This is a genomic window from Peribacillus faecalis, assembly GCF_014712675.1.
Taxonomy (GTDB): Bacteria; Bacillota; Bacilli; order Bacillales; family DSM-1321; genus Bacillus_AD; species Bacillus_AD faecalis.
The window spans coordinates 1-22,046 of sequence record NZ_JACXSI010000028.1 but is presented as its reverse complement, the minus strand read 5'-3'; the positions used below and the strand labels follow the sequence as shown (position 1 = coordinate 22,046).

16 protein-coding genes, 1 rRNA gene, 2 pseudogenes and 2 riboswitches are annotated in these 22,046 nt (G+C 38.2%); of the genes and pseudogenes, 15 read left to right on the top strand and 4 right to left on the bottom strand.

Features of this window, described 5'->3' with window-relative positions:
• Nucleotides 1-5: 5 nt before the first annotated feature.
• Nucleotides 6-107: riboswitch (purine riboswitch) on the top strand.
• Nucleotides 108-357: 250 nt separating this feature from the next.
• From guaA to IEO70_RS12260, 4 genes are all read left to right on the top strand, one after another.
• Nucleotides 358-1,893 (top strand): glutamine-hydrolyzing GMP synthase, encoded by a 1,536-nt coding sequence (guaA, locus tag IEO70_RS12275; RefSeq protein ID WP_190998687.1) that lies wholly within the window; start codon nt 358-360, stop codon nt 1,891-1,893.
• Nucleotides 1,894-2,183: 290 nt separating this feature from the next.
• Nucleotides 2,184-2,975, top strand: coding sequence for a relaxase family protein (locus IEO70_RS12270; protein ID WP_190998664.1), 792 nt, complete (start codon nt 2,184-2,186; stop codon nt 2,973-2,975).
• Nucleotides 2,976-3,083: 108 nt separating this feature from the next.
• On the top strand, nt 3,084-3,845 hold the full coding sequence (locus tag IEO70_RS12265) for an alpha/beta fold hydrolase (protein ID WP_190998663.1): 762 nt from the start codon (nt 3,084-3,086) through the stop codon (nt 3,843-3,845).
• A 23-nt stretch (nt 3,846-3,868) separates the two neighbouring features.
• Entirely contained in the window at nt 3,869-4,081 is a 213-nt protein-coding gene (locus IEO70_RS12260; RefSeq protein WP_190998662.1) for a hypothetical protein, read from the top strand.
• Nucleotides 4,082-4,785: 704 nt separating this feature from the next.
• Here the strand turns inward: IEO70_RS12260 and IEO70_RS12255 are convergent.
• From IEO70_RS12255 to IEO70_RS12240, 4 genes are all read right to left on the bottom strand, one after another.
• Entirely contained in the window at nt 4,786-5,136 is a 351-nt protein-coding gene (locus IEO70_RS12255; protein WP_190998661.1) for a thioredoxin domain-containing protein, read from the bottom strand.
• Nucleotides 5,137-5,187: 51 nt separating this feature from the next.
• On the bottom strand, nt 5,188-7,515 hold the full coding sequence (gene gshAB, locus IEO70_RS12250) for a bifunctional glutamate--cysteine ligase GshA/glutathione synthetase GshB (protein ID WP_190998660.1): 2,328 nt from the start codon (nt 7,513-7,515) through the stop codon (nt 5,188-5,190).
• 101 nt (nt 7,516-7,616) lie between these two features.
• Nucleotides 7,617-8,450: an S-formylglutathione hydrolase gene (gene fghA, locus IEO70_RS12245; RefSeq protein WP_190998659.1), complete on the bottom strand. Its 834-nt coding sequence runs from the start codon at nt 8,448-8,450 to the stop codon at nt 7,617-7,619.
• 4 nt (nt 8,451-8,454) lie between these two features.
• Nucleotides 8,455-9,570: an S-(hydroxymethyl)glutathione dehydrogenase/class III alcohol dehydrogenase gene (locus IEO70_RS12240; RefSeq protein WP_190998658.1), complete on the bottom strand. Its 1,116-nt coding sequence runs from the start codon at nt 9,568-9,570 to the stop codon at nt 8,455-8,457.
• A 134-nt stretch (nt 9,571-9,704) separates the two neighbouring features.
• Between IEO70_RS12240 and IEO70_RS12235 the strand changes: the two genes are divergently transcribed.
• The 11 genes and pseudogenes from IEO70_RS12235 to IEO70_RS12185 all read left to right on the top strand — a co-directional run.
• Nucleotides 9,705-10,052, top strand: coding sequence for a winged helix-turn-helix transcriptional regulator (locus IEO70_RS12235; protein WP_190998657.1), 348 nt, complete (start codon nt 9,705-9,707; stop codon nt 10,050-10,052).
• A 402-nt stretch (nt 10,053-10,454) separates the two neighbouring features.
• A complete protein-coding gene (locus IEO70_RS12230; protein ID WP_190998656.1) occupies nt 10,455-10,613 on the top strand; it encodes a hypothetical protein in 159 nt (52 codons plus the stop codon).
• A 1,072-nt stretch (nt 10,614-11,685) separates the two neighbouring features.
• Nucleotides 11,686-12,387 (top strand): fructose-6-phosphate aldolase, encoded by a 702-nt coding sequence (locus IEO70_RS12225; RefSeq protein ID WP_190998655.1) that lies wholly within the window; start codon nt 11,686-11,688, stop codon nt 12,385-12,387.
• A gap of 42 nt (nt 12,388-12,429) precedes the next feature.
• A pseudogene (locus IEO70_RS12220) lies at nt 12,430-13,513 on the top strand (glycerol dehydrogenase); the annotation flags it as partial.
• A gap of 364 nt (nt 13,514-13,877) precedes the next feature.
• The gene (locus IEO70_RS12215; protein ID WP_190998654.1) at nt 13,878-14,969 is read left to right on the top strand and encodes an iron-containing alcohol dehydrogenase; all 1,092 of its coding nucleotides are present in this window, start codon (nt 13,878-13,880) and stop codon (nt 14,967-14,969) included.
• Between the two features lie 91 nt (nt 14,970-15,060).
• Nucleotides 15,061-15,498, top strand: a complete 438-nt coding sequence (locus IEO70_RS12210) for a hypothetical protein (RefSeq protein ID WP_190998653.1) — start codon at nt 15,061-15,063, stop codon at nt 15,496-15,498.
• 125 nt (nt 15,499-15,623) lie between these two features.
• Nucleotides 15,624-15,725: riboswitch (purine riboswitch) on the top strand.
• A gap of 153 nt (nt 15,726-15,878) precedes the next feature.
• The gene (locus tag IEO70_RS12205) at nt 15,879-17,195 is read left to right on the top strand and encodes an NCS2 family permease (protein ID WP_190998652.1); all 1,317 of its coding nucleotides are present in this window, start codon (nt 15,879-15,881) and stop codon (nt 17,193-17,195) included.
• Nucleotides 17,196-17,549: 354 nt separating this feature from the next.
• Complete coding sequence (locus IEO70_RS12200; protein WP_190998651.1) at nt 17,550-18,695, top strand: acyl-CoA dehydrogenase family protein; 1,146 nt, start codon at nt 17,550-17,552, stop codon at nt 18,693-18,695.
• Between the two features lie 17 nt (nt 18,696-18,712).
• Nucleotides 18,713-19,864, top strand: a complete 1,152-nt coding sequence (locus IEO70_RS12195) for a thiolase family protein (RefSeq protein ID WP_190998650.1) — start codon at nt 18,713-18,715, stop codon at nt 19,862-19,864.
• Between the two features lie 96 nt (nt 19,865-19,960).
• Nucleotides 19,961-21,580, top strand: a pseudogene (locus IEO70_RS12190) (long-chain fatty acid--CoA ligase).
• 391 nt (nt 21,581-21,971) lie between these two features.
• A 16S ribosomal RNA gene (locus IEO70_RS12185) occupies nt 21,972-22,046 on the top strand; the annotation flags it as partial.

Here is a 22,046-nt window from a genome sequence, read left to right as displayed (position 1 = left end):
TTGTAATCATATAAGCTTATTTCCTTCGTATATCCTTGACAATATGGGTCAAAAGTTTCTACCGGATTGCCGTAAATAATCCGACTATGGAGGTTGTGTGCAGAAACTGCATGCATCATACACACGATTGGAGATAACTAGACCTGCTGTTTCTTATATAAGAGGCCGCAGTTTCTAGTTTTTTTGTTTATGTTTACAGTGGGTAATGTATAACTGACTTTTTCACTTGTTAATACTGAATGGTAAGTGATAAGATAAGGTCATTGTTTACATGGTTAACTGATTTTCTGGATGAAGGGTCAGTTTATTTTTATAAATTTTCTAGATGAGGTGACGTTCGTGGCAGCAAAAACAGATATGCAAGGTCAAGAAATGATTGTCGTTCTTGATTTTGGAAGTCAATACAACCAGCTTATTACAAGACGTATCAGGGAATTCGGAGTTTATTCAGAATTACATCCGCACACTATTACAATGGAAGAAATTCAAGAATTAAATCCGAAAGGGATCATTTTATCAGGCGGTCCAAACAGCGTATATGATGAAAATTCTTTCCGTTGTGATGAGCGCATTTTCGATATGGGTCTTCCTGTATTCGGTATTTGCTACGGCATGCAGTTAATGACTACACATTTTGGCGGAAAAGTAGAGAAAGCTACTCATAGCGAGTACGGTAAAGCAGAAATCAATATTGAAAATGCTTCTGCTCTTTACAAAGATCTTCCGGCTCAACAAATCGTATGGATGAGCCATGGTGACCTTGTAACAGCTACACCTGAAGGCTTCGTAGTTGATACAACTAGCGCTTCTTGTCCGATTGCCGGCATGAGCGATGAAGCACGCAAGCTGTATGCTGTTCAATTCCACCCGGAAGTACAACATTCAGAATACGGAAATGATATGCTGAAGCATTTTGCTTTTGACGTGTGCGGCTGTACAGGCGACTGGTCAATGCACAATTTCATTGAAATCGAAATGCAAAAAATCCGTGAAAAAGTAGGCGACAAAAAAGTTCTTTGTGCACTTAGCGGTGGTGTAGACTCTTCAGTAGTTGCTGTATTAATTCACAAAGCAATCGGCGATCAGTTAACGTGTATTTTCGTAGATCACGGTTTACTGCGTAAAGGTGAAGCTGAGCAAGTAATGAAAACATTCACTGAGCAATTCCACATGAATGTTATCAAAATCGATGCGAAAGAGCGCTTCATGAACAAGTTGAAAGGCGTTTCTGATCCGGAGCAAAAACGTAAAATTATCGGTAATGAATTCATCTACGTATTCGACGATGAAGCAGCGAAACTTGAAGGCATCGACTTCCTTGCACAAGGAACGCTTTACACAGACATTATTGAGAGCGGTACAGCTACAGCTCAAACAATCAAGTCTCACCACAACGTAGGCGGACTTCCAGAAGATATGGAATTCCAACTAATCGAGCCATTGAACACATTGTTCAAGGACGAAGTGCGTGCACTTGGAACGGAACTAGGTATGTCTGATGAAGTAGTATGGCGTCAACCATTCCCGGGTCCTGGTCTTGGTATCCGCGTACTTGGCGAAGTAACAGAAGAAAAACTTGAAATCGTTCGCGAATCTGATGCGATCCTTCGTGACGAAATCAAAAAAGCAGGATTAGATCGTGACATCTGGCAATACTTCACAGTACTTCCTGATATCCGCAGTGTAGGTGTAATGGGCGATGCTCGTACGTACGACTACACAATCGGTATCCGTGCAGTAACTTCAATTGACGGTATGACTTCTGACTGGGCACGTATCCCATGGGAAGTACTAGAGAAAATCTCTGTACGTATCGTAAACGAAGTAGCACACATCAACCGCGTTGTGTATGACATTACTTCTAAGCCACCAGCTACAATTGAGTGGGAATAGAATCGGAAATCGCTGAAACCATTGAAAATACTAGGTTTTCAAGGGGTTTTAAGACGATTGATGGCAATTTGATGATAAATTAATAAAACGAGACTAAAGGTCTATCTGAATGAAATATTTCAGGTAGGCCTTTTTTGTTTATTTTTCTAAAAAAAGATTTTAAAAAATATAGAAAATATATTGCCCGGTTTTTATAAAATCCGTATTATCCTGTGTAATTAAAATTAAAGTAGGCAGAAATGCCTGAAAAACGAAAGGAGTAATTATTATGCTTTCCAGGTCACCAAATTTTGATTGTAGCGCATGATGATAACTATGCCCACATCGTTATCAATTCTATTCGTGACAAAGAACGTGATAAGCAAGAATGGATGATGAAAAATAAGCATGGAGATATCCACAAATGGGAATATGGCGCAGGCTACAAGCATCAGTCTGGGGATCATTTTCTCAATTATCTCAGACGTGAAACGATGAATTTCTGTCAGGAACGAGGCTTGGGGCAGATAGATTTATTCAAAACTACAGGTGAAAAAAGAACTGATAAAGAGTATTTCGTTGAGAAAAAGGCTGCTCAGAAAGGCAAAATGACTTACAAAGCTTACATTCGCACCGTGCTTAGACAGGCAAAACAAAGGTGTACATCACCTGAAGAGTTTTATCAATTGTTAGCTGAAAACCATATTTTCTGTGAAAAACGAGGACAGACATTCCGATATAAGGCAGCAGAAGCCCAGCGATGGATCCGTGAAAGTACACTAGGTGATGCTTACAAGATGGATGAAATTACTAAGGCCTTAAATAAAAATGCACTTCAAGCGTACTTGTTTAAGAAAGCATTAAAGCAGGCACAGGAAGAAGAAAACATGTATGTTGAAGCGTGGCGAAACAAAAAAGGGATACATTACACAGTCAGCTTGTATGATGACGACGGTAGAAAACGCGGGCTGTTAGAACAACTTTTGATTTTAGCTGTAGTTAGAATTAAGTCATTTGAACTAAGAATTATATCGCAGTCATGCATAAAATTGTGTGGCTGCTGTTCTTTTTTATACTGTGATTTTATTTTAGGTGGGAGATGAATTTGCTAGGTGATATATGGAATACGTTAGATATTTGTGGTAAAATTATCCTAATATAAGATTTAGACAAATCGGGATTTCGTATAGTAAAGAAAGAGGAGAGGTATCATGAGTTACTTTAACTATGATGGAGCAAAGGTGTTTTATGAGGAATTTGGCAGTGATAATGTTGAACTATTACTTCTTCTGCACGGAAACACTGTTTCCAGCAAGTTCTTTACACCTGTAATTCCTAAACTTTCTGAGCGATATCATGTAATAACAATTGACTTTATTGGATGTGGAAAGTCAGAAAGAATCGAAAAGTGGCCGGCAGATCTCTGGTTTGATTGGGCAAATCAAGTAGCAGCACTTATTAAACAATTAGGTTACACAGGAGTGAACGTAATCGGATGCAGTGGAGGTGCAATTGCAGCAATTAATCTTGCTCTTGAAAACCCTGAACTAATAAATGCAGTAGTTGCGGATAGTTTTGAGGGTCTTAACGCTAACCCGGAAATAACAGAACAGATACGAATGGGTAGAAACTTAGCAAAAGAAAATGAAGGATTCTGTTCTATGTCAAGAATGATGCACGGTGAAGATTGGGAAAACGTATTAGATGCTGATACAGATGCGGTCGTTAATCATGCTTTGAATGTAAGGTCATTTTGTCATAAGAGTTTAAATGATCTCAAGGTGAGACTCCTGCTTACAGGTAGCAGTGAAGATGAAATGTTCCCGGAGAATCATTTCTCAAGATTGTTCGAGGAAATGTGTAAAACAACTGAACTTGCGGAATCACATCTCTTTGAGCATGGTGGACATCCCGCAATGATTAGTAATATGGATGAGTTCATCTCAATATGTGACGAATTCTTTGCTCGATAAATTCAAATTTGTGAGGTAGTATTTTGTTCAAAGAAATGATGACATGTACAACAGAAGACTTATACGAAATCGCTGAGAAGCTGGCGACTACTCTTACTTCTGAGGAAATGGCAAGGGAATGGATTATCACCCAAAGAGCACATGAGCTATCAGATGAACAAGAAAAGAAACTTCATCAGCTCGGAAGGAAAGTTCGAAAGAAGTTTGGTATGAAGCCAGTTAGAATAGAAAAATAAATTCCGGATTATAGTATAGTTAAATTGAACATTGCCACATTGGTTTAGATGTTTTTCTTGAACTATAAGCCACTTGGTGCTAAGATATGGGTGGAAAATGATACATCATACTCTTTAGAATAATTGATAGAATATGAGTGATGTCATTTTGATGGCAAAAGTTTAGACCGTATATTACGGATTATTATCTGTGGTCAAATGCCGAGGAATGCCCATAAAACCAACAAAAACATTAAGTATTTTTGCAGATGCGTTGAGCGGGAGTAGTTTCCCAAGCGCTATAAAGCCCATGGTTACGGGAGTTTTGGAAGAAAAAGTGCTGAAATGATAGTAAGGTCATTTAAAATCGGTATTTTATACGCCCAAAGATTAATTTCTGTGGGTGTTTTTGTGTACGAGTAAAAGAAAGTCTTGAAAGGGAAGAAGGCTAACGGTTGCAGATATGGCTGAGGATGTTTACAAAGCGATGAACATGCTAGGTGTAAGCTCTGCTTTTGTCTATGGTGTTTCACAGGGGGGATGATTACTGACCCTTGCTATTAGACATTAATAGAACAATTTCTAAGCGATAAAAAGAGAGCGGCTACTTGCAATAACACACTCTCGGATGTGTAATGTCTAAGTGAGCAATTATTGGCGGTTACCCATTACACCATAGTAATTTAGGGCTGAGCTGATCCAATAATGATCAATTTAGAAATGGATTATTTATTCATAAAAGCTTTGATCTCTTCTTCCGACATGGAAGAATTGCATTTCACGTTCACTATATTACCTTTAGTAAAGATGAAACCAGGAACCGTTGGAATGTCGTATTCGTTACGAAAAGCTGTGATACCTACCATATCAGATTTTTCCGCACTATTGACGTAATAGACGTGAGTGTCTGTTGCTTCAGCAACTTTTTTTAATTTTTTAATGAATGTTTGGCAATAAGGACATACAGCTTTGCCAATATAGATAACAGCTTCGTTTTCTCCTTTTACTAGTTCCTGTGCTTTTGCGGAATCAATTTTATCAAAAACAGCTACATTTTCTTTATAAGTAACAATCATCGTTCAATCTCCTTTCTCTAATGCCAATAACATAAAGTAACGTTATGTCATTTAACAGCTTACCGTTGTAAATTCACGTTTTACTAGTGGTGCCCCTTGTTTGACGAACGACTCCTGACTTTGCGATAGTTCAGGGAATAAATAATGTATTATATGCTTAGTTAAACGCCGAGATTTTCCCTTATACGGATAAATGTGCATATACATTGATGGATTAAAATTAGCTTCAATGATTCCATAAGCGTTTTTGTTAGCTGCAGGGACTGCTATGTTTTCAATAATCAAATCGATACCGCAAATTTTAACTTCAAGTGCGGATACAGCATCCACAGCTATTTTTTTATAATCATCAGGTATTTGATCTGTAACATCAATCGAGTCTCCACCTGTACTAATATTAGAGTTTTCACGTAAGTAGACAATTTCATCCTTGTCTAAAATTGAATCTATTCGATATCCTTGCCCTTTAAGGATAAGTTTTTCTAATTCTCCTAGTTGGATATTTTCTAAAGGTGTTCGATGGTCTCTTCCTCTTAACGGGTCACGATTCTTTTGAATGACTAAGTCTTCAATTGTCTGTATACCGTCACCTTTAACATTCGCGGGAACTCGTAGTAAAACAGCATAAACTTGACCATCTAATACAAAAAATCGATATTCTGTTCCTTTAATAAATTCTTCTATTAATATAGAAGAATCTTCTTTAAATGCCAGTGTAATTGCTTTTTGATAATCTTCGTAATTTGCTCCTTCTTTGAAAATCGATATTCCCAATCCATAGTTTGTTGTTTTCGGCTTTACAACAAAAGGTTTGGTAGAAAATAAATCATAGGAACGTAAAGCTTGCTCTATTGTCAGGAATTCCTCGCCCATTGGCACACGGAAGCCATGTCGTTGAAGAATTTTCTTCGTTACAGTTTTATTTTCCATAATTAAAGTGGAGACATAGTTGTCTTTACTTGTCATATTACCATTTTTTACATATTCAACATGATCTTTTAGTTGAAGCTTTAAAAACTGAGCTTGCCGATCCAAGACTTCTAATTCGATCCCTTGCTGAATAGCATCAAACATTAAAATTTGAGTGGACAACTCCATGTCAGTAAATCCTGTTAATTGATAGGGCTTAGACCATGATTTTTTATAATTTTCTTTAGCGATATAAGTAGCCACTTCACTTTGACTACTTTTTTGACTCTCTTTATAAAGTCTTCCGGCTAAAGTTTTACTTGGGTCCATTAGCATTTCTCTCAGATGAACAAATAGTGTATCTGAAATACTCAAATCTAAGATTTCTACTACATGTTCCATCTCATCAATGATCTTCTTAGCCTCTATTTCAAATTGTGTATGCTCTAAAGGATGTTCAAGGGCTACTGCGTTATTGTATAATTCACCCATTTTCACCCACTCATCACAATCATTTCCTTCATCTTTCCACAGTAAATAAATTAAGAAAAGATGTAGAAACTCTACTTGTTTATAGCTAATGCCATACGTTTCAAAGGGATTTAAATCTATATTTCTCAATTCAATATAATGTACACCGTGATCTGCTAAATCTGAAACATGATGCCCGCCTCTTAAACGGATAGGTGCATAAAGTTCTTTTTCTTCTACTAGAAGTCCTCTTTTAATCATCAAAGAAAGATCGGAGAGATAGTTCTGTATACTACTGTACGATACTTGGACATCATCCGAATTTGTATAACCATACTTACTGCATCTGATACTTCTCACTGCTTCATTCAAAGAATCTTCTTCAAAGAAATTTTTTTCACTAATTGGGGAAGCTCCATAAAAATAAGTCACTAACCATTGATAGTGCAAATAATTTCTTGTGACTTTTAGATAAATCTCCTCTTTAAATTGCTGATAATCTTTTATCTCTAATTGGACGTTAAATAAAGCTTGAAGTAACTCATCACCGAATTCAAAATTGAAATGAGTACCACAAAGCATCTGTTTACGGCGACCATACGAATGCGCTAAAGATTGACGGTATTGAACGCTTTCAGAACTTTTTAATTTTGCGATAACGATGTCTTCCTCTTTTTCTGGTAACTGTGGCGGCATGCTTAATGGCCAAAGCATTTCATTATCGCTCATAGAACGATAAGCAACATCATGGATTGCTGCCAAGTAATCAAACAGTTCCTTTAAAGACTCGGTAACAGGTGTAATTAATTCAATTTGTGTTTCTGAAAAATCTCGTTGAATATAGGGGTGCTTGTCTCTTATTGAAATACTTTTAGGATGATCTGTTTTAGCTAAATTTCCTGATAGGTCAACTCGCTGACTTTCTTTTTCAATTCCATAGCGGGCTTTTAATAAGTATGGTTTAACATGGTCATTGGCTAATATTTTCTTGAAATCCATAGGTAGCTCTCCTTCCCAACTTACTTATTTATGACAAAATAAATCTAAAGTACCCACATTTATTTGCAATGAGGATACTTTTATTTTCTAATCCATATTTTTTATCGTAAGTACTTTTTGTGGAAAGCAAAATGTTCTTCTAAGAAAGTTGCTATAAAGAAATAGCTATGATCATAATCTTCCATTTTGTTGTAACTTACGGCTTGATTATTTTCCTGGGCATTCTTTAAGAAAATCGTTTCATCTAATTGTTTTGGGTAAAACTCATCTTGCGTTCCTTGCGTAATGAGAATAGGCGGCATGCCAGCTTCTTTAACCAATTCAGAAGCATCCCATTCTTTCCAAGAAGCTTGATCATTACCTAAATAAGCTGAGAAAGCTTTTACTCCCCATGGGACTTGACTAGGACTTAAAATAGGAGAGAAAGCAGAAATCGCTTTGAATCTTTCTTTATTTTTCATGCCAATCACTAAAGCGCCGTGCCCTCCCATTGAGTGGCCCATTATACTTTCTTTTCCTGAAAAAATAGGTATCAAGGTTGTCGCAATAGCTGTTAACTCTTCCACTATATACGTATACATGTTGTAATGCTTTGCCCATGAATCTTTTGTTGCATTTAAATAAAAACCTGCACCTTGTCCAAGGTCCCATGCATCATCATCAGCAATATGTTCTCCACGTGGTGAAGTATCTGGAATCATGACTGCTGTTTGATATTTTTCAGCCAATCTTTGAAATCCACTTTTTTGACTAAAATTATCATCTGTACATGTTAAACCAGATAACCACCAAATAAGGGGGATTTTTTTCATTTCTTTATTTGACGGTAAGTAGATACTAAATGTCATATTACATTGTAAAGTTTCTGAATAATGGCTGTACTTACATTGTTCTCCGCCAAAAGAGCGATGTTTTTCAATAAGTTTAAGACTCATTTTCTCACTCTCCATAGGTTAAAATCGTACGGATCGATTCGCCTTTATGAAGCAACTCAAACGCCTCATTGATGTCTTTAAAGTGTAAGTGGTGTGTGATGAATGAGTCTAAATCAATTTCACCATTCATATAATCTTCAACCATTCCTGGAAGTTGGGTTCTTCCTTTAACTCCACCAAAGGCTGATCCACGCCATACCCGCCCCGTTACTAATTGAAATGGACGAGTGTGAATCTCTTTACCTGCGCCTGCTACACCGATAATAGTGCTTTCACCCCAGCCTTTATGACAACATTCAAGAGCAGACTTCATTACTTCAACATTTCCGATACACTCAAAGCTATAATCTACTCCTCCATCTGTTATTTCAACGATGACTTCTTGAATGGGTTTGTCAAATTTAGAAGGATTTATAAAATCGGTTGCCCCCATTTTTTTAGCTAATTCAAACTTATTCTCATTTAAGTCGATGGCAATAATGCGGCTTGCTTTTGCTTGAACCAGCCCTTGGATAACAGCTAATCCAATAGCACCTAGACCAAATACGGCTGTCACAGCTCCTTCTTCTACTTTTGCTGTGTTGTGTACAGCGCCAATACCTGTAGTAACGCCACATCCGAATAGACAAACTTTATCAAGTGGAGCATCTGGATCAATTTTTGCTAAAGAGATTTCAGGAACGACTGTATATTCACTGAATGTACTTGTACCCATGTAATGATAAATAGGCTCTCCATTATAAGAGAAACGAGTTGTTCCATCCGGCATTAAACCTTTACCTTGAGTTTCTCGCACGGCACTACATAAATTTGTTTTACCAGAACGACAGAATTTACACTTTCCACATTCAGCAGTGTATAGTGGAATAACATGGTCTCCCGGTTTTACTGAAGTCACATCATCCCCTATAGCAACGACAACTCCAGCTCCTTCATGACCTAGTACAGCAGGAAACACGCCTTCAGGATCATCACCTGATAATGTAAACGCATCGGTATGACAGACTGATGTATATAAAATTTTTACTAGTACTTCTTTTGCTTTTGGTTCTTCTACATCTATTTCAACAATTTTAAGTGGTTCTCCCGGATTAAATGCAACAGCAGCTCTGCTTTTCAAAAAAATCCCTTCTTTCCTATAATTTCTGAATTTTCTATTTACTTCCTTTATAATTACATATTACAATTCATTAAACAATACTGACGTTTTTGTCACTATAAATAAAATAAAAGCAGAGAAAGGGATGGTTATATATGGAAATACTCTATAAAGAAAAAGCTTTTTTCACTAGCAAAGATTTGGCTTTATCGGTGATAGGCGGACGTTGGAAAATAGCAATCATATGGAGTTTGCTTCAACAATCTCCACTAAGGTTAAACGAAATACAAAAATCCCTTCCTAATGTCAATCAACGGATGTTGATTAGACAATTAAGAGAATTAGAAGAAGATAAAATAATTACTAGAGTTGTATATCCAGTTGTCCCTCCTAAAGTGGAGTATCAGCTAAGTGAAATTGGTTTACTTTTAGAACCTGTTGTAGCTTCCATTTGTGATTGGGGAGATAACTTTAGAGCGTTTTTAGAGATAGACACTGATTGAACATCAGTTGGATAGTAAATGGAATGGTTCTGCGCGAAATATTGATATGAAGGTATTTTTAGAATGACTAAAAATAGTGCAGTAAAAGATTTAAATGCAACACCCACATTTGTTCAAGAATGAGCAAATGTGGGTGTTTCTTTTTTGTAGATTAAACAAGCTGCTTATTCATCTTTTGATAATTGCTTAGTTTATAGTTGATGTTTTCTTTATATCTTTTGTTGAAATAAATGGAGTACTCTTGCCAATGTTGAGAAGAAGATTGATACAAGCGGAACGTTATTGATGGATTACGGCAATTTTAAGGCAGTGAGTATCGGAGCGAAGGACTGCAAGGCTCCAATCGTCTCGACATTACAAGGCGATTAAGGCAGCATCCGGATTGATGCCCCGGTCAATCAAATGACTGCATTTGAACATACTGACAACAGTGGGAATAAGGATCATTTCGCAACAGAAGAATTGGAGCATAGACTATATTACGAGTTTAAAGAGTTTACTAGAATAATCGATGAAGTTGATTTTGTATTTGCGAATGATGAACAATATGTAGTTGTCTGAATATGTATTTTGCAATGGTAATTATTCGAGTATGAATTCGTCCGTTAATCTTGCTATAATATGTGAGCAACAAAATTCTATATCGAAAGTTGATTTTCACTCGTAACTTTGACTTTGACAATAGCTCTCTTTTATTTAGGTTAGATCGTAAATGAAAGGGAGTTTTTTTATTGCCTAAAATCGTAAAGATGATTGGCAACTGTAGATGAATTCAGTAATTTTGAGAGAAAAAATAAAAAGTCCCCAGCGGCAACTGGCGACTTAAAACGAATAGGTTCAACTGAATAAGAAATCCTTATCAGCTTCTTGACTATTTTACCATTTTTAAAAAATAGACTCAAGAGGTCTAGTTTCCTATTGTCTTTTTTACACTATTGGAAGTATAAATTGACCGCAATCGAAGTAGTTCGACGTAGTGGCCAATTTTATGTATGTAGTGTAAGTGCAACTAATGCCTCAGGCTAAAAGACGAGCCAGTCGGCAAGTTTTCTTTAGGGATGATAAGGCAAGGTAGCCCATTAACTTGTTAAATATGGTCAGGGTTTTAGTGTTCCCAATGCAAAAAAAACGCTCCTTCGCCCTGAGTTCAATCTCAGCCATTTCCTTGTTTATGGCGGGCGATTGTAGGTGATTGCGACCGTTAACAGTGTAGGGTGGATTTCTGAGTCTCTGCGGGGGCTGGAGCACATAACGACAAAAGACATTTAGGGCAGAAATTAAATGAGTTATGTGTTGCTCGAAAAGCAATAGCTAAACAAGGTGATACAAAAAACTTCAGCCATGAACGAACGTTCAGTATTAAGCTATTCTCTATTATCATTGATACTTTTTATTTTTGTATCTTTGATAGTAGGGAATAACTATGTCCAACTGCTTAGACCATCTCACTCACATTCAGCTTCTGAGTAAGCCCGGAAGTCAACCTCTAGATAATGGAAACGTTAAGATGCGGTTGAGATGGGCAACTAATGAGGTATTTCTCGTAATCTCTGAAGTGTTTATTTCACATTTAATAGGGAAATAGTTAATGTCATTATCATGGCATATACAACAAACATAAGGAGGGGAATATATGCAGTATATTTTGGACACAGCCAATATTGAAGAATTGCAGGAGGGGTTTGATCTATTTCCAGTAGAAGGAGTTACGACGAACCCATCCATTATCGCAAAAGAGAAAAAGCCATTCTTCGAAATTTTACGTTCTATCCGACATGTGATCGGAGAGGATGCAATGCTTCATGTTCAAGTACTAGGCGACACAGCTGGAAAAATCGTCAGAGAAGCACATAGTCTCCGCGATATGGTCGGAGGTAATCTATACATAAAAATTCCGGTTTTGCCAGAGGGACTAAAGGCAATCAAAAAATTGAAAATAGAAGGCTTTAAGGTGACGGCAACATCGATTTTAACGGCAAATCAGGCTTTATTGGCTGCTAAAGCGGGAGCGGATTATGTCGCTCCTTATGTGAACAGAATCGATAATCTTAGCGGCAGCGGTGTTCAAACGGTGGCGGATATTGTCACGATGTTCGAGAACTTCAATTTGCCGACAAAAGTAGTGGCTGCATCTTTTAAGAATGCTCAACAAGTGCACGATGTCGCGGTCGTAGGCGGACATGCAGCGACAGTTCCTTATGATGTATTAAAAGCAGTGGTTTCCCACCCGATGACAGATAACAGCATCGCTCAATTCAAGGCCGATTGGGAACGTGTGTACGGAGAGGGCCGAATTATATGCGACATGAAGGAAATTGAGTGGGTAAGCGTTTAATTTAGGATTAAAATTACTTACTATCTCTGGAGGGAACAGAATATGACAAAAGAAATCATTTCAACTAGCAGGTATATACAAGGTAAAGGCGAATTGGAAAAGTTGTATGATCATGTTCATACACTAGGGAATAAATTTTTCGTATTGATTGATTCTTATCTGTACGATGTGCTTGGGGACCAAGTGAAATCAAGTTTTAATAATCATCAGGCAGAATGTCATCTTGAGAAATTTAACGGAGAGTGCTCAAAAGTAGAGATTAACCGACTGTTAGATGTATCTAAAGAATTTGACGTCTATTGGTGTAGGAGGCGGTAAAACATTAGATACTTCAAAGGCAACAGCGCACTATAAAGAATGTCCTGTTGTCATTGTTCCAACAGCAGCGTCAACAGATGCTCCATGCAGTGCGCTTTCTGTTATTTACACAGAAGAGGGTGTATTTGAGGAGTATTTATTTTTACCAAAAAATCCTGATGCAGTCATTGTTGATTCCCAAGTAATTGCAAATGCGCCAGTTCGTTTATTGGTGGCTGGCATTGGTGATGCACTGGCAACATATTTCGAAGCGCGAGCGACTCTTAATTCCAATGGAAATACAATGGCAGGCGGAAAACCGACAAAAGCGGCGATGGCACTTGCGAGACTTTGTTACGATACGATTGTGGCAGACGGCTTAAAGGCCAAACTTGCCGTTGAACAAAAGTCAGTAACAAAAGCACTTGAAAGTGTCATTGAAGCCAATACATACTTAAGTGGTGTCGGCTTCGAAAGCGGCGGATTGGCAGCAGCCCATGCTATTCATAACGGCATGACAGCAATGAAAGATACGCACCAAATGTATCACGGTGAAAAAGTATCTTTTGGCACACTTGTTCAGCTTGTACTTGAGGACGCTAGCAATTGTGAGCTGGAAGAAGTATTGAATCTTTGTGCGAGTGTAGGATTGCCAATCACGTTAGGTGAACTTGGTGTAAAAGAAATCAATCCTGAAGAGCTTCGACAAGTAGCAGAAATTGCCTGTGCAAAGGGAGATACAATGGGAAATATGCCGGGGGATGTGACTGTTGATGATGTAGTCGCGGCAATCCTGTCAGCGGATGCTATTGGTTGTCATTACTTGGAACGCCATATTTCGAAAAAAAGTATAAGCTCAATAAGTGTTTACTCTCCTGATTATGTTTTTGCAGAGTAAGGAAATAGAATAATTCTATAGATAAAGCCCAGCAGGAATCATTAAGAACTGCTGGGCTTTACAATTTATAGTCATATTTTTAGTATTGTAAAATAAAACCCTTAATTGTCAGCAAATATAATATAGTGCATTTATAAACAAATTAGTTTATTATATAATTATATCGAAATAACTTTGAAAGTTTATTTACAATATTATTAACATTTGATTCCTTAAGATGTAATTGTAACTAATTATGCGAAAAGATGAGCATGATTAGTGTGCTACTTATAGTGTTTATTTGAGGGGGAAGAGTATGGACAGCGCTGTCTTGCCTAAAAGCACCTATATTTATGGAGAGGGAGAAATAGAAAATCTCGCTGAACATGTAAAGCCATACGGTACAAAGTCTTTCATCATTATAGATTCATTGCTTGTAGAAACAATAACACAAAAAATCCGCAAAAGTTTTATGAGAGCGTTATCAAGTTATAGGATTGCAAGTGCTAGTGAAGCTTGCAATGGAGTATTTACTGAACGGCTTTTGAAAGAAGCGGAAGACTTTGACCATGTTATTGGAATTGGGAATGGTTGCACATTAGACATCGCAAAAGGAATAGCACACATAAAAGGTTCTCCTTTTATCCTAATTCCGTTTATCACTTTCACTAATGCTTCTTGTGGAACATATTCAGACAATTTCGCAAAAGATTATGCAATATATGCTCAAGACCCGGATATGATTATTATTGATAATCAAGCAATTGCAGACGCTCCGGTGCCGTTTATCGTAAAGGGTATTGAAAATACATTATCTGTTTACTATGAAATAAGAGCGGCTTTACGCTATAGTTCTCAAGTTTCCAGTCGCGAAGATATAATGAGTTGTCAACTTATGCGATTGCAGAAATGTTATGAACAACTGTTGGAAAATGGAGTCCAAGCAATTAAAGATGTAGAGAAAAATTTTGTTACCCCACAATTAGAAAGAGCTATACGAGCCTGCCTTTATATAAATTATTCTTATTATTCGCAAGAGGGGATTTCTGTACATAGTCGATATGCAGTCATTCATGCCGTTTGCAATGGTCTTGCGAAGATGAAATCAGCAGCAAGAGAAGAAGATATTTCATTTGCTACATTAGTGCTGCTAGTGCTGGAGAATGTGAATACAAGTGAACTTTTTCAGGTGCTCGCGTTCTTCTGGGAGCTTGGTTTGCCAATTCGGTTGGAGGATATAGGCATTCAAGATATCGACGCTGATTGCCTGAGGGAAATCGCTAAATCGATTTGCGCTCAGAAAACGATGTTCGGCAATCGTTATCTAGAACCGGCTGAAATAGTAGCAGCTATTGTAACAGCTGATTCATTAGGAATGCAGTATATAATTAAAAAAAACGATAATTGATACATAGAAGCAGAAACTGAAGACAAAGTTTCTGCTTTCTTTTATGTGGTAAAGGTAAAGGGAGGTCTTCTAATAAAAGGGGGAGTGGATAATGAAAGAGCGACCTTTAACTATCACAACTTTCATTGTATTGTTATTCACCGGAGTAGGGGCTTTAGCGGGAGGACCGCCTTTAATGTTGGACCCTTCCGGCAAGACTATGGGATTTTCGTTGAAGTGGCTTCATGGTTCTCCGTTCGCTAATTATTTAATACCAGGCATATTGTTATTTGTTGTAATCGGTTTAGGCAGTCTGGCTGCAGCTTTGGTGCTATGGAAAAAACCTGAGATATCATGGATGACGACAATGATTGCCGGCGGGGCATTAATCATTTGGATTTTAGTTCAAGTATCGATTGTCGGTTATCTTAGCATCTTGCAACCGATCTTTTTTATCATCGGTGTATTGGAGTTTGTTTTAGGATTCTCGTATATAAAATTTGTTAAAATGAAAAAATTTAGCGACTACAATATTTCTCATAAATATTAGTGATGACTCATACTTTTCTACTAGAAATTGTAATAGAAAGCGAACTATGTATTAAAAAAAAGTTAGAATGTTCGTGTTATTGGTTGACATTTCGATAAGTCATTGATATTATGAGTTTGAAATTATCTTTATAGTATATTGTTAGTCGTATATCTTTGGGAATATGGCCCGAAAGTCTCTACCAAGCTGCCGTGAACGGCTTGACTACGATGAAATCTAACTGGACGCATAAAAGAATGAAAGATTAGTATAATTTTTTGCGTATCAGTAACCATTTCTTTGTTGTCGTGCTCCGTTCCATTCTTGGACGGAGCTTTTTGTTGTGATTTGGCTAGATGACTGAAGAAATAAGTGCTAATGACAATCAGGAGGAACAAACAATGAAGAAGTATTTCCAATTTGAAGAGTTGGGAACGAATTATCGTCGTGAAATAGTCGGCGGTATTACTACGTTTTTATCAATGGCATATATTTTAGCAGTCAATCCGGGCATGCTATCTGCTACGGGGATGGACTATGACTCCGTATTCGTTGCAACAGCATTAGCTGCAGCAATTGGTACTTTAATCATGGGTATCGTTGCGAAATATCCAATTGCCCTGGCACCGGGTATGGGATTGAATGCATTCTTTGCATTTTCGGTTGTTTTAGGAATGGGTATTCCTTGGCAAACAGCATTAACAGGTGTTATGTTCTCTGGTCTAATTTTTATCATTTTGTCACTTACAGGTATTCGTGAAAAAGTTATTAATGCCATCCCTGAACAGCTAAAATATGCTGTTGCTGCTGGTATCGGTTTATTTATTACGTTTGTAGGTCTACAAGGAGCGGGCATCATTGTAAATGATGATTCTACGCTTGTAGTATTGGGTGATTTAACTTCAGGTAACACTTTATTGGCAGTGTTCGGAATTGTTGTAACAGTTGTATTGTTAGCGAAAAAGGTTAATGGCGGCATTTTCTACGGAATGGTTATTACAGCTATCGTTGGTATGATTTTTAACTTGGTTGAAGTTCCGAGTCAAATCGTTTCTTCTATTCCAAGTGTGGCACCAACTTTTGGAGCTGCATTTGATGCGTTTGCTAGTAGTGAGATTTTCAGTGAGCAAATTTTAAACATCAACTTCTTAATTGTTGTTTTAACATTCTTGTTTGTTGATTTCTTTGATACAGCTGGCACATTAATGGGTGTTGCGAATCAAGCTGGATTAGTAAAAGACAATAAATTGCCTCGTGCAGGCAGAGCGTTAGTTTCTGATGCGGTTGCAACAGTAACGGGAGCGATTTTTGGTACTTCAACAACTACATCTTACGTTGAATCTTCAGCGGGTGTAGGTGCGGGGGCGCGCACAGGTTTTGCATCTGTCGTAACGGGCATTCTATTCTTGCTAGCGTTATTCTTCTCTCCGTTATTAGCAGTTATTACTTCTGCTGTAACAGCACCGGCGTTAATTATTGTTGGTGTTCTGATGGTAGCATCATTAGGTGATATCGAGTGGAGAAGTTTTGAGATTGCTGTTCCGGCATTCTTAACTATCATTATGATGCCTTTAACTTATAGCATCGCAACAGGTATTGCGATTGGGTTCATTTTCTATCCGATTACAATGATCGTTGCGAAACGTCATAAAGAAATTCACCCGATTATGTACGGATTATTTGTTATATTCATACTGTACTTTATCTTCTTAAAATAATTGTCTGAACCGAAAAGCTAATCAGAAGCTGTTTTACAGCGAATGATTAGCTTTTTTGTATTTTGGGCAAAACTATTAATCTCTTATGATAAGTTAACATCGAATCACTGTCGTTCTTCGTGTTTCCTACGATGCTTTTTTGGGGCGCCTACGCTTTTGTTCTTTCTTAATCAATCGATTGATTGAACTATTTTTAACAGATAATACCAAAACAGTCATTGCGAAAACAGGTCTTGTAATATACAATTTAATTACATAATTTATACAATTAAGTTTTAATGTGTAAATTTTTTATCGTCTAAGAGAATTATTTGGAAGCGATTTCATTTTTATTTATACATAGGGGGAACAAGGATGAAACATCCGTACTTAACTGAAGATCATGAGCAATTTCGTAAAGCATTCCGCAAGTTTTTGGAGAAGGAAGCCTATCCTTACTATGAACAATGGGAAAATGATCACATTATACCTCGGGAGTTTTGGAGAAAAATGGGAGAGAACGGCTTTTTATGCCCTGATCTACCTGAGGAATATGGAGGGAGCGGCACAGATTGGGGATATTCTGTCGTTATTAATGAGGAATTGGAGAAAGTCGGCTCCGGGACTGTCGGCATCAACCTGCATAATGATATCGTTGTTCCTTATATTATTGCCTATGGAACAGAAGCGCAGAAGCGACGTTATCTGCCAAAGTGCGCGACGGGGGAAATCATTACAGCTATTGCAATGACGGAACCGGGCGCTGGATCTGACTTAGCCGGTATCTCAACGACGGCTGTACTACAGGGTGATTCTTACATCGTTAACGGACAAAAAACATTTATCACAAATGGTATTCACGCAGATTTAGTTTTAGTAGCATGTAAAACTGATCTGAATGCTGTACCTAAGCATAAAGGAATTAGTTTGCTTTTGATTGAGAAAGAGACTGCCGGTTTCTCTAAAGGGAAACACCTGGATAAAGTCGGTCTTCACTCTCAAGATACTGCGGAACTTATTTTTGATGAATGCCGGGTACCGAAAGAGAATTTGCTAGGCAAAGAAGGGCACGGTTTTCAATATATGATGGATAAACTTCAGCAGGAGAGGTTAGTTGTAGCATTAGCTGCACAAGTAGCGGCAGAGGAGATGCTTGATATGACATTGGAATATATTAAAAGCCGTACTGCCTTTGGAAAGCCAATCGCTTCATTTCAAAATACACAGTTTAAGATAGCCGAGATGGCAACGGATATCGAAATGGGGAGAGCTTTTCTCGATCAGCTGATTGCTGAGCATATAGCGGGAGAAGATGTTGTGACAAAAGTATCGATGGCAAAATGGAAACTGACGGAGATGGCTCGTGGTATCGCGGTTCAATGCATGCAACTTCATGGAGGCTATGGATATATGGAAGAATACAAGATTGCTAGAAGGTATCGCGACATTCCTGTCGCCAGTATTTATGCGGGCACAAATGAGATTATGAAAGTCATCATTGCCAAGAGATTGGGATTATAGAATTGGAGGTATGATAGATGAGAGAAGCAGTTATTGTAGAGATGGTAAGAACACCAGTGGGAAGAAAAAATGGTCATTTAAAAAGTTTCAGACCGGATGAACTGGCAGCGTTGGTTATTGCGGAATTAGTGAGTCGTTCGAAAGTTGATCCTCTTTTAATAGAAGATGTGATTTTAGGCTGTGTTTCTCAAGTGGGTGAGCAAGCGGGGGATATTGCTAGAGTTGCATCTTTAATTGCCGGATTGCCGATTGAGGTGCCGGGTGTAACGATCGACCGTCAGTGCGGCTCTAGCCAACAGGCAGTTCATTTTGCTGCACAAGCGATTTTATCCGGAGATATGGATATTGTTATTGCCGGCGGAGTAGAAAGTATGTCGAGAATACCGATCGGCTCCAATTACCTAGATGCGAAACTAAGCCAAAAGCTGACCGGAGCCTACGAAATTATTCATCAAGGAATGTCTGCAGAGAGGATTGCCCGCAAGTACCAGTTGACACGAGAAGATTTAGATTTGTTTTCATTTAATAGCCATCAAAAGGCTCTTCGTGCAATTGAAGCGGGTGTATTTAATGAGCATATCATTCCTTGCGAAGTAGAAGATGATGAAGGCGATCAATTCAATTTTAGATTCGATTCAGGACCTCGAGAAGACACCTCACTGCAAAAACTATCTCAATTAAGACCGGCTTTTAAAGAGGATGGTCTCGTTACAGCCGGCAATTCCAGTCAAATAAGTGACGGGGCTGCAGCCTTACTAATTATGGAGAAGTCTGTTGCTGAACGTTTAGGCTTTACACCGAAATTCCGTATTCATACGCGAGTCGTCATCGGTTCCGATCCGACTTACATGCTGCTTGGTCCAATTCCGGCAACTGAAAAAGCTTTATTCAAGGCTGGATTGTCTGTCGAGGACATTGATGTTTTTGAAATAAACGAAGCCTTTGCCTCAGTTGTACTGGCATGGCAGAAAGAAACAAATGTACCGGATGAAAAAATCAATCCTTATGGCGGAGCAATTGCGCTTGGACATCCTCTTGGTGCGAGCGGAGCGAGGCTGATGATTACAATGCTTCAGTACTTGGAGAAAACCGGAGGCCGATATGGGCTACAGGCGATGTGCGAAGGGAACGGCATGGCTAACGCAACCATTATTGAAAGATTGGAATAAATGACTTTATTCTTTGCTTTCATATAACATGAGTGCCAATATCACAACTATTGTCAAACAAAAGCTTGTCAAATTAAAAGAAGGTGGTTATGTAACGTGATGAATGTACAGTTAACAGTTGCATCACTTCTAGAACGAGCAGAAAAGTTTTTCAGTAAAAAGACAGTGGTATCTCGTACTCATACAAGCATTCACCGATTTACTTATAAACAAATTGGTGAACGTACCCGCCGGCTTGCTCATGCGCTAGAAAAATTAGGTGTCCAAAAGGGCGACCGCGTTGGTACGCTTGCCTGGAACCATCATCGTCACTTAGAGACGTATTTCGCGGCGCTGGGACTTGGGGCGGTATTGCACACAATTAATTTGCGCTTAAATCCCGAACATATTATTCATATCGTTAATCATGCAGAGGATAAAGTGTTACTGGTTGATGAAGATTTATGACCGTTAGTGGAAAAATTGGCTCCTGCTTTTAAAACAGTAGAGGCATACATCGTCATGACAGACAAAGATCAATTACCTGAAAGTTCAAATGAATTTTTATATTCTTACGAGCAATTACTGACAGAAAGTAACCCGTCATTTCCATTTGTAAAGGATATTGATGAAAATGATCCGGCTGGTCTTTGTTATACTTCTGCGACAACCGGTCTTCCGAAAGGTGTTGTTTATTCCCATCGAGCGATTGTTCTCCATACGTATGCACTTGGATTGGTTGATACAACAGCTGTATCAGAAAGGGATGTTGCGATGCCAGTTGTACCGATGTTCCATGTGAATGCTTGGGGTTTGCCGTTTGCATCGACTTGGTTCGGCACTACTCAAGTATTGCCCGGACCGCAATTCACACCTGCTCTATTAGCCCAGCTCATTCAAGATGAAAAAGTGACGATTACAGCAGGGGTGCCGACCATTTGGCTTGCTCTTTTAAATGAACTTGAAAAAGGGGATTATAATACATCATCTTTACGAGCTGTATTGTGCGGAGGATCTGCGGCTCCGAAAGGGTTGATTCATACATTCGAAAATAAGTACAATATTCCATTCTGCCATGCATACGGTATGACGGAGACTACTCCGTTAGTGACAATTTCAACATTAAAGAGTTATCAGGGTAACTTAGCAGAAGAAGATGTTCTGACAATCCGAGCAAAGCAAGGCCTTCTGGTACCGGGATTAGAAAGGAAAGTTGTCGGTGCTAATGGAGAAGTAGCTTGGGATGACCAAGAAATGGGTGAGTTACTGCTTCGTGGCCCTTGGATTGCTGATGAGTATTATAATGACGACTGCTCGGATGAGGCGTTCAGAGACGGATGGCTCCATACAGGTGATGTAGTGACAGTTGATGGAGAAGGGAATGTCAAGATAGTTGACCGTACGAAGGATTTAATAAAAAGTGGCGGAGAATGGATTTCATCTGTCGATTTGGAAAATGCAATTATGTCTTATGAAGGAGTTTTTGAGGCGTGTGTAGTCGCTGTTCCAGATCCGAAGTGGCAAGAACGCCCGATTGCCTGTGTTGTTGTGAAGGAAACGTATAAAGACAAAATAACAAAAGAAGATATATTGGAACACTTAAGGCCGCAAGTTGCGAAATGGTCGCTTCCGGATGATATTCTTTTTATAGAAGAAATACCAAAAACGTCCGTCGGGAAATTCCTAAAGTCAGCTTTGCGCAATCAGGTAAAAGAGTTAATAGGGAATAAAGCATAATGTATTGATGAAGGGAAATCTTCTAAATGTAGAAGTCCCTTTTTTATTTTAATAAACTTTTTTAAAAAACTAGTTGCAATGGAAAGAGTACGGTGGTATATTTATATTCGTTGCTGCTGAACGCAGCACTAAACGAAAATCTCATATAAAAAAGAGGTTGACGAGAAAAAGAACTTTATGTTAATATAATAAAGTTGCTTCCGAAGAGAAGTTAAGAAGAAAAAGTTGTTGACAACGAAATAACAAAATGTTATGATATAAAAGTTGTCGCTAACGACAAACGATTGATCTTTGAAAACTAAACAAAACAAAAACGTCAACGTTAATTCTAATAAAACGTTTCGGCATTGACCGGAACAAAACTTTTTATTTTATGAGCTTTATCAAACACTTTTTGGAGAGTTTGATCCTGGCTCAGGACGAACGCTGGCGGCGTGCCTAATACATGCAAGTCGAGCGGACAGAT

Bases quoted from the DNA above. Each gene is read 5' to 3' on its own strand.
- guaA (WP_190998687.1), top strand. From the start codon at position 358: ATGCAAGGTCAAGAAATGATTGTCGTTCTTGATTTTGGAAGTCAATAC.
- IEO70_RS12265 (WP_190998663.1), top strand. From the start codon at position 3,084: ATGAGTTACTTTAACTATGATGGAGCAAAGGTGTTTTATGAGGAATTT.
- IEO70_RS12255 (WP_190998661.1), bottom strand. From the start codon at position 5,136: ATGATTGTTACTTATAAAGAAAATGTAGCTGTTTTTGATAAAATTGAT.
- gshAB (WP_190998660.1), bottom strand. From the start codon at position 7,515: ATGGATTTCAAGAAAATATTAGCCAATGACCATGTTAAACCATACTTA.
- fghA (WP_190998659.1), bottom strand. From the start codon at position 8,450: ATGAGTCTTAAACTTATTGAAAAACATCGCTCTTTTGGCGGAGAACAA.
- IEO70_RS12235 (WP_190998657.1), top strand. From the start codon at position 9,705: ATGGAAATACTCTATAAAGAAAAAGCTTTTTTCACTAGCAAAGATTTG.
- IEO70_RS12230 (WP_190998656.1), top strand. From the start codon at position 10,455: ATGACTGCATTTGAACATACTGACAACAGTGGGAATAAGGATCATTTC.
- IEO70_RS12225 (WP_190998655.1), top strand. From the start codon at position 11,686: ATGCAGTATATTTTGGACACAGCCAATATTGAAGAATTGCAGGAGGGG.
- IEO70_RS12215 (WP_190998654.1), top strand. From the start codon at position 13,878: ATGGACAGCGCTGTCTTGCCTAAAAGCACCTATATTTATGGAGAGGGA.
- IEO70_RS12210 (WP_190998653.1), top strand. From the start codon at position 15,061: ATGAAAGAGCGACCTTTAACTATCACAACTTTCATTGTATTGTTATTC.
- IEO70_RS12205 (WP_190998652.1), top strand. From the start codon at position 15,879: ATGAAGAAGTATTTCCAATTTGAAGAGTTGGGAACGAATTATCGTCGT.
- IEO70_RS12200 (WP_190998651.1), top strand. From the start codon at position 17,550: ATGAAACATCCGTACTTAACTGAAGATCATGAGCAATTTCGTAAAGCA.
- IEO70_RS12195 (WP_190998650.1), top strand. From the start codon at position 18,713: ATGAGAGAAGCAGTTATTGTAGAGATGGTAAGAACACCAGTGGGAAGA.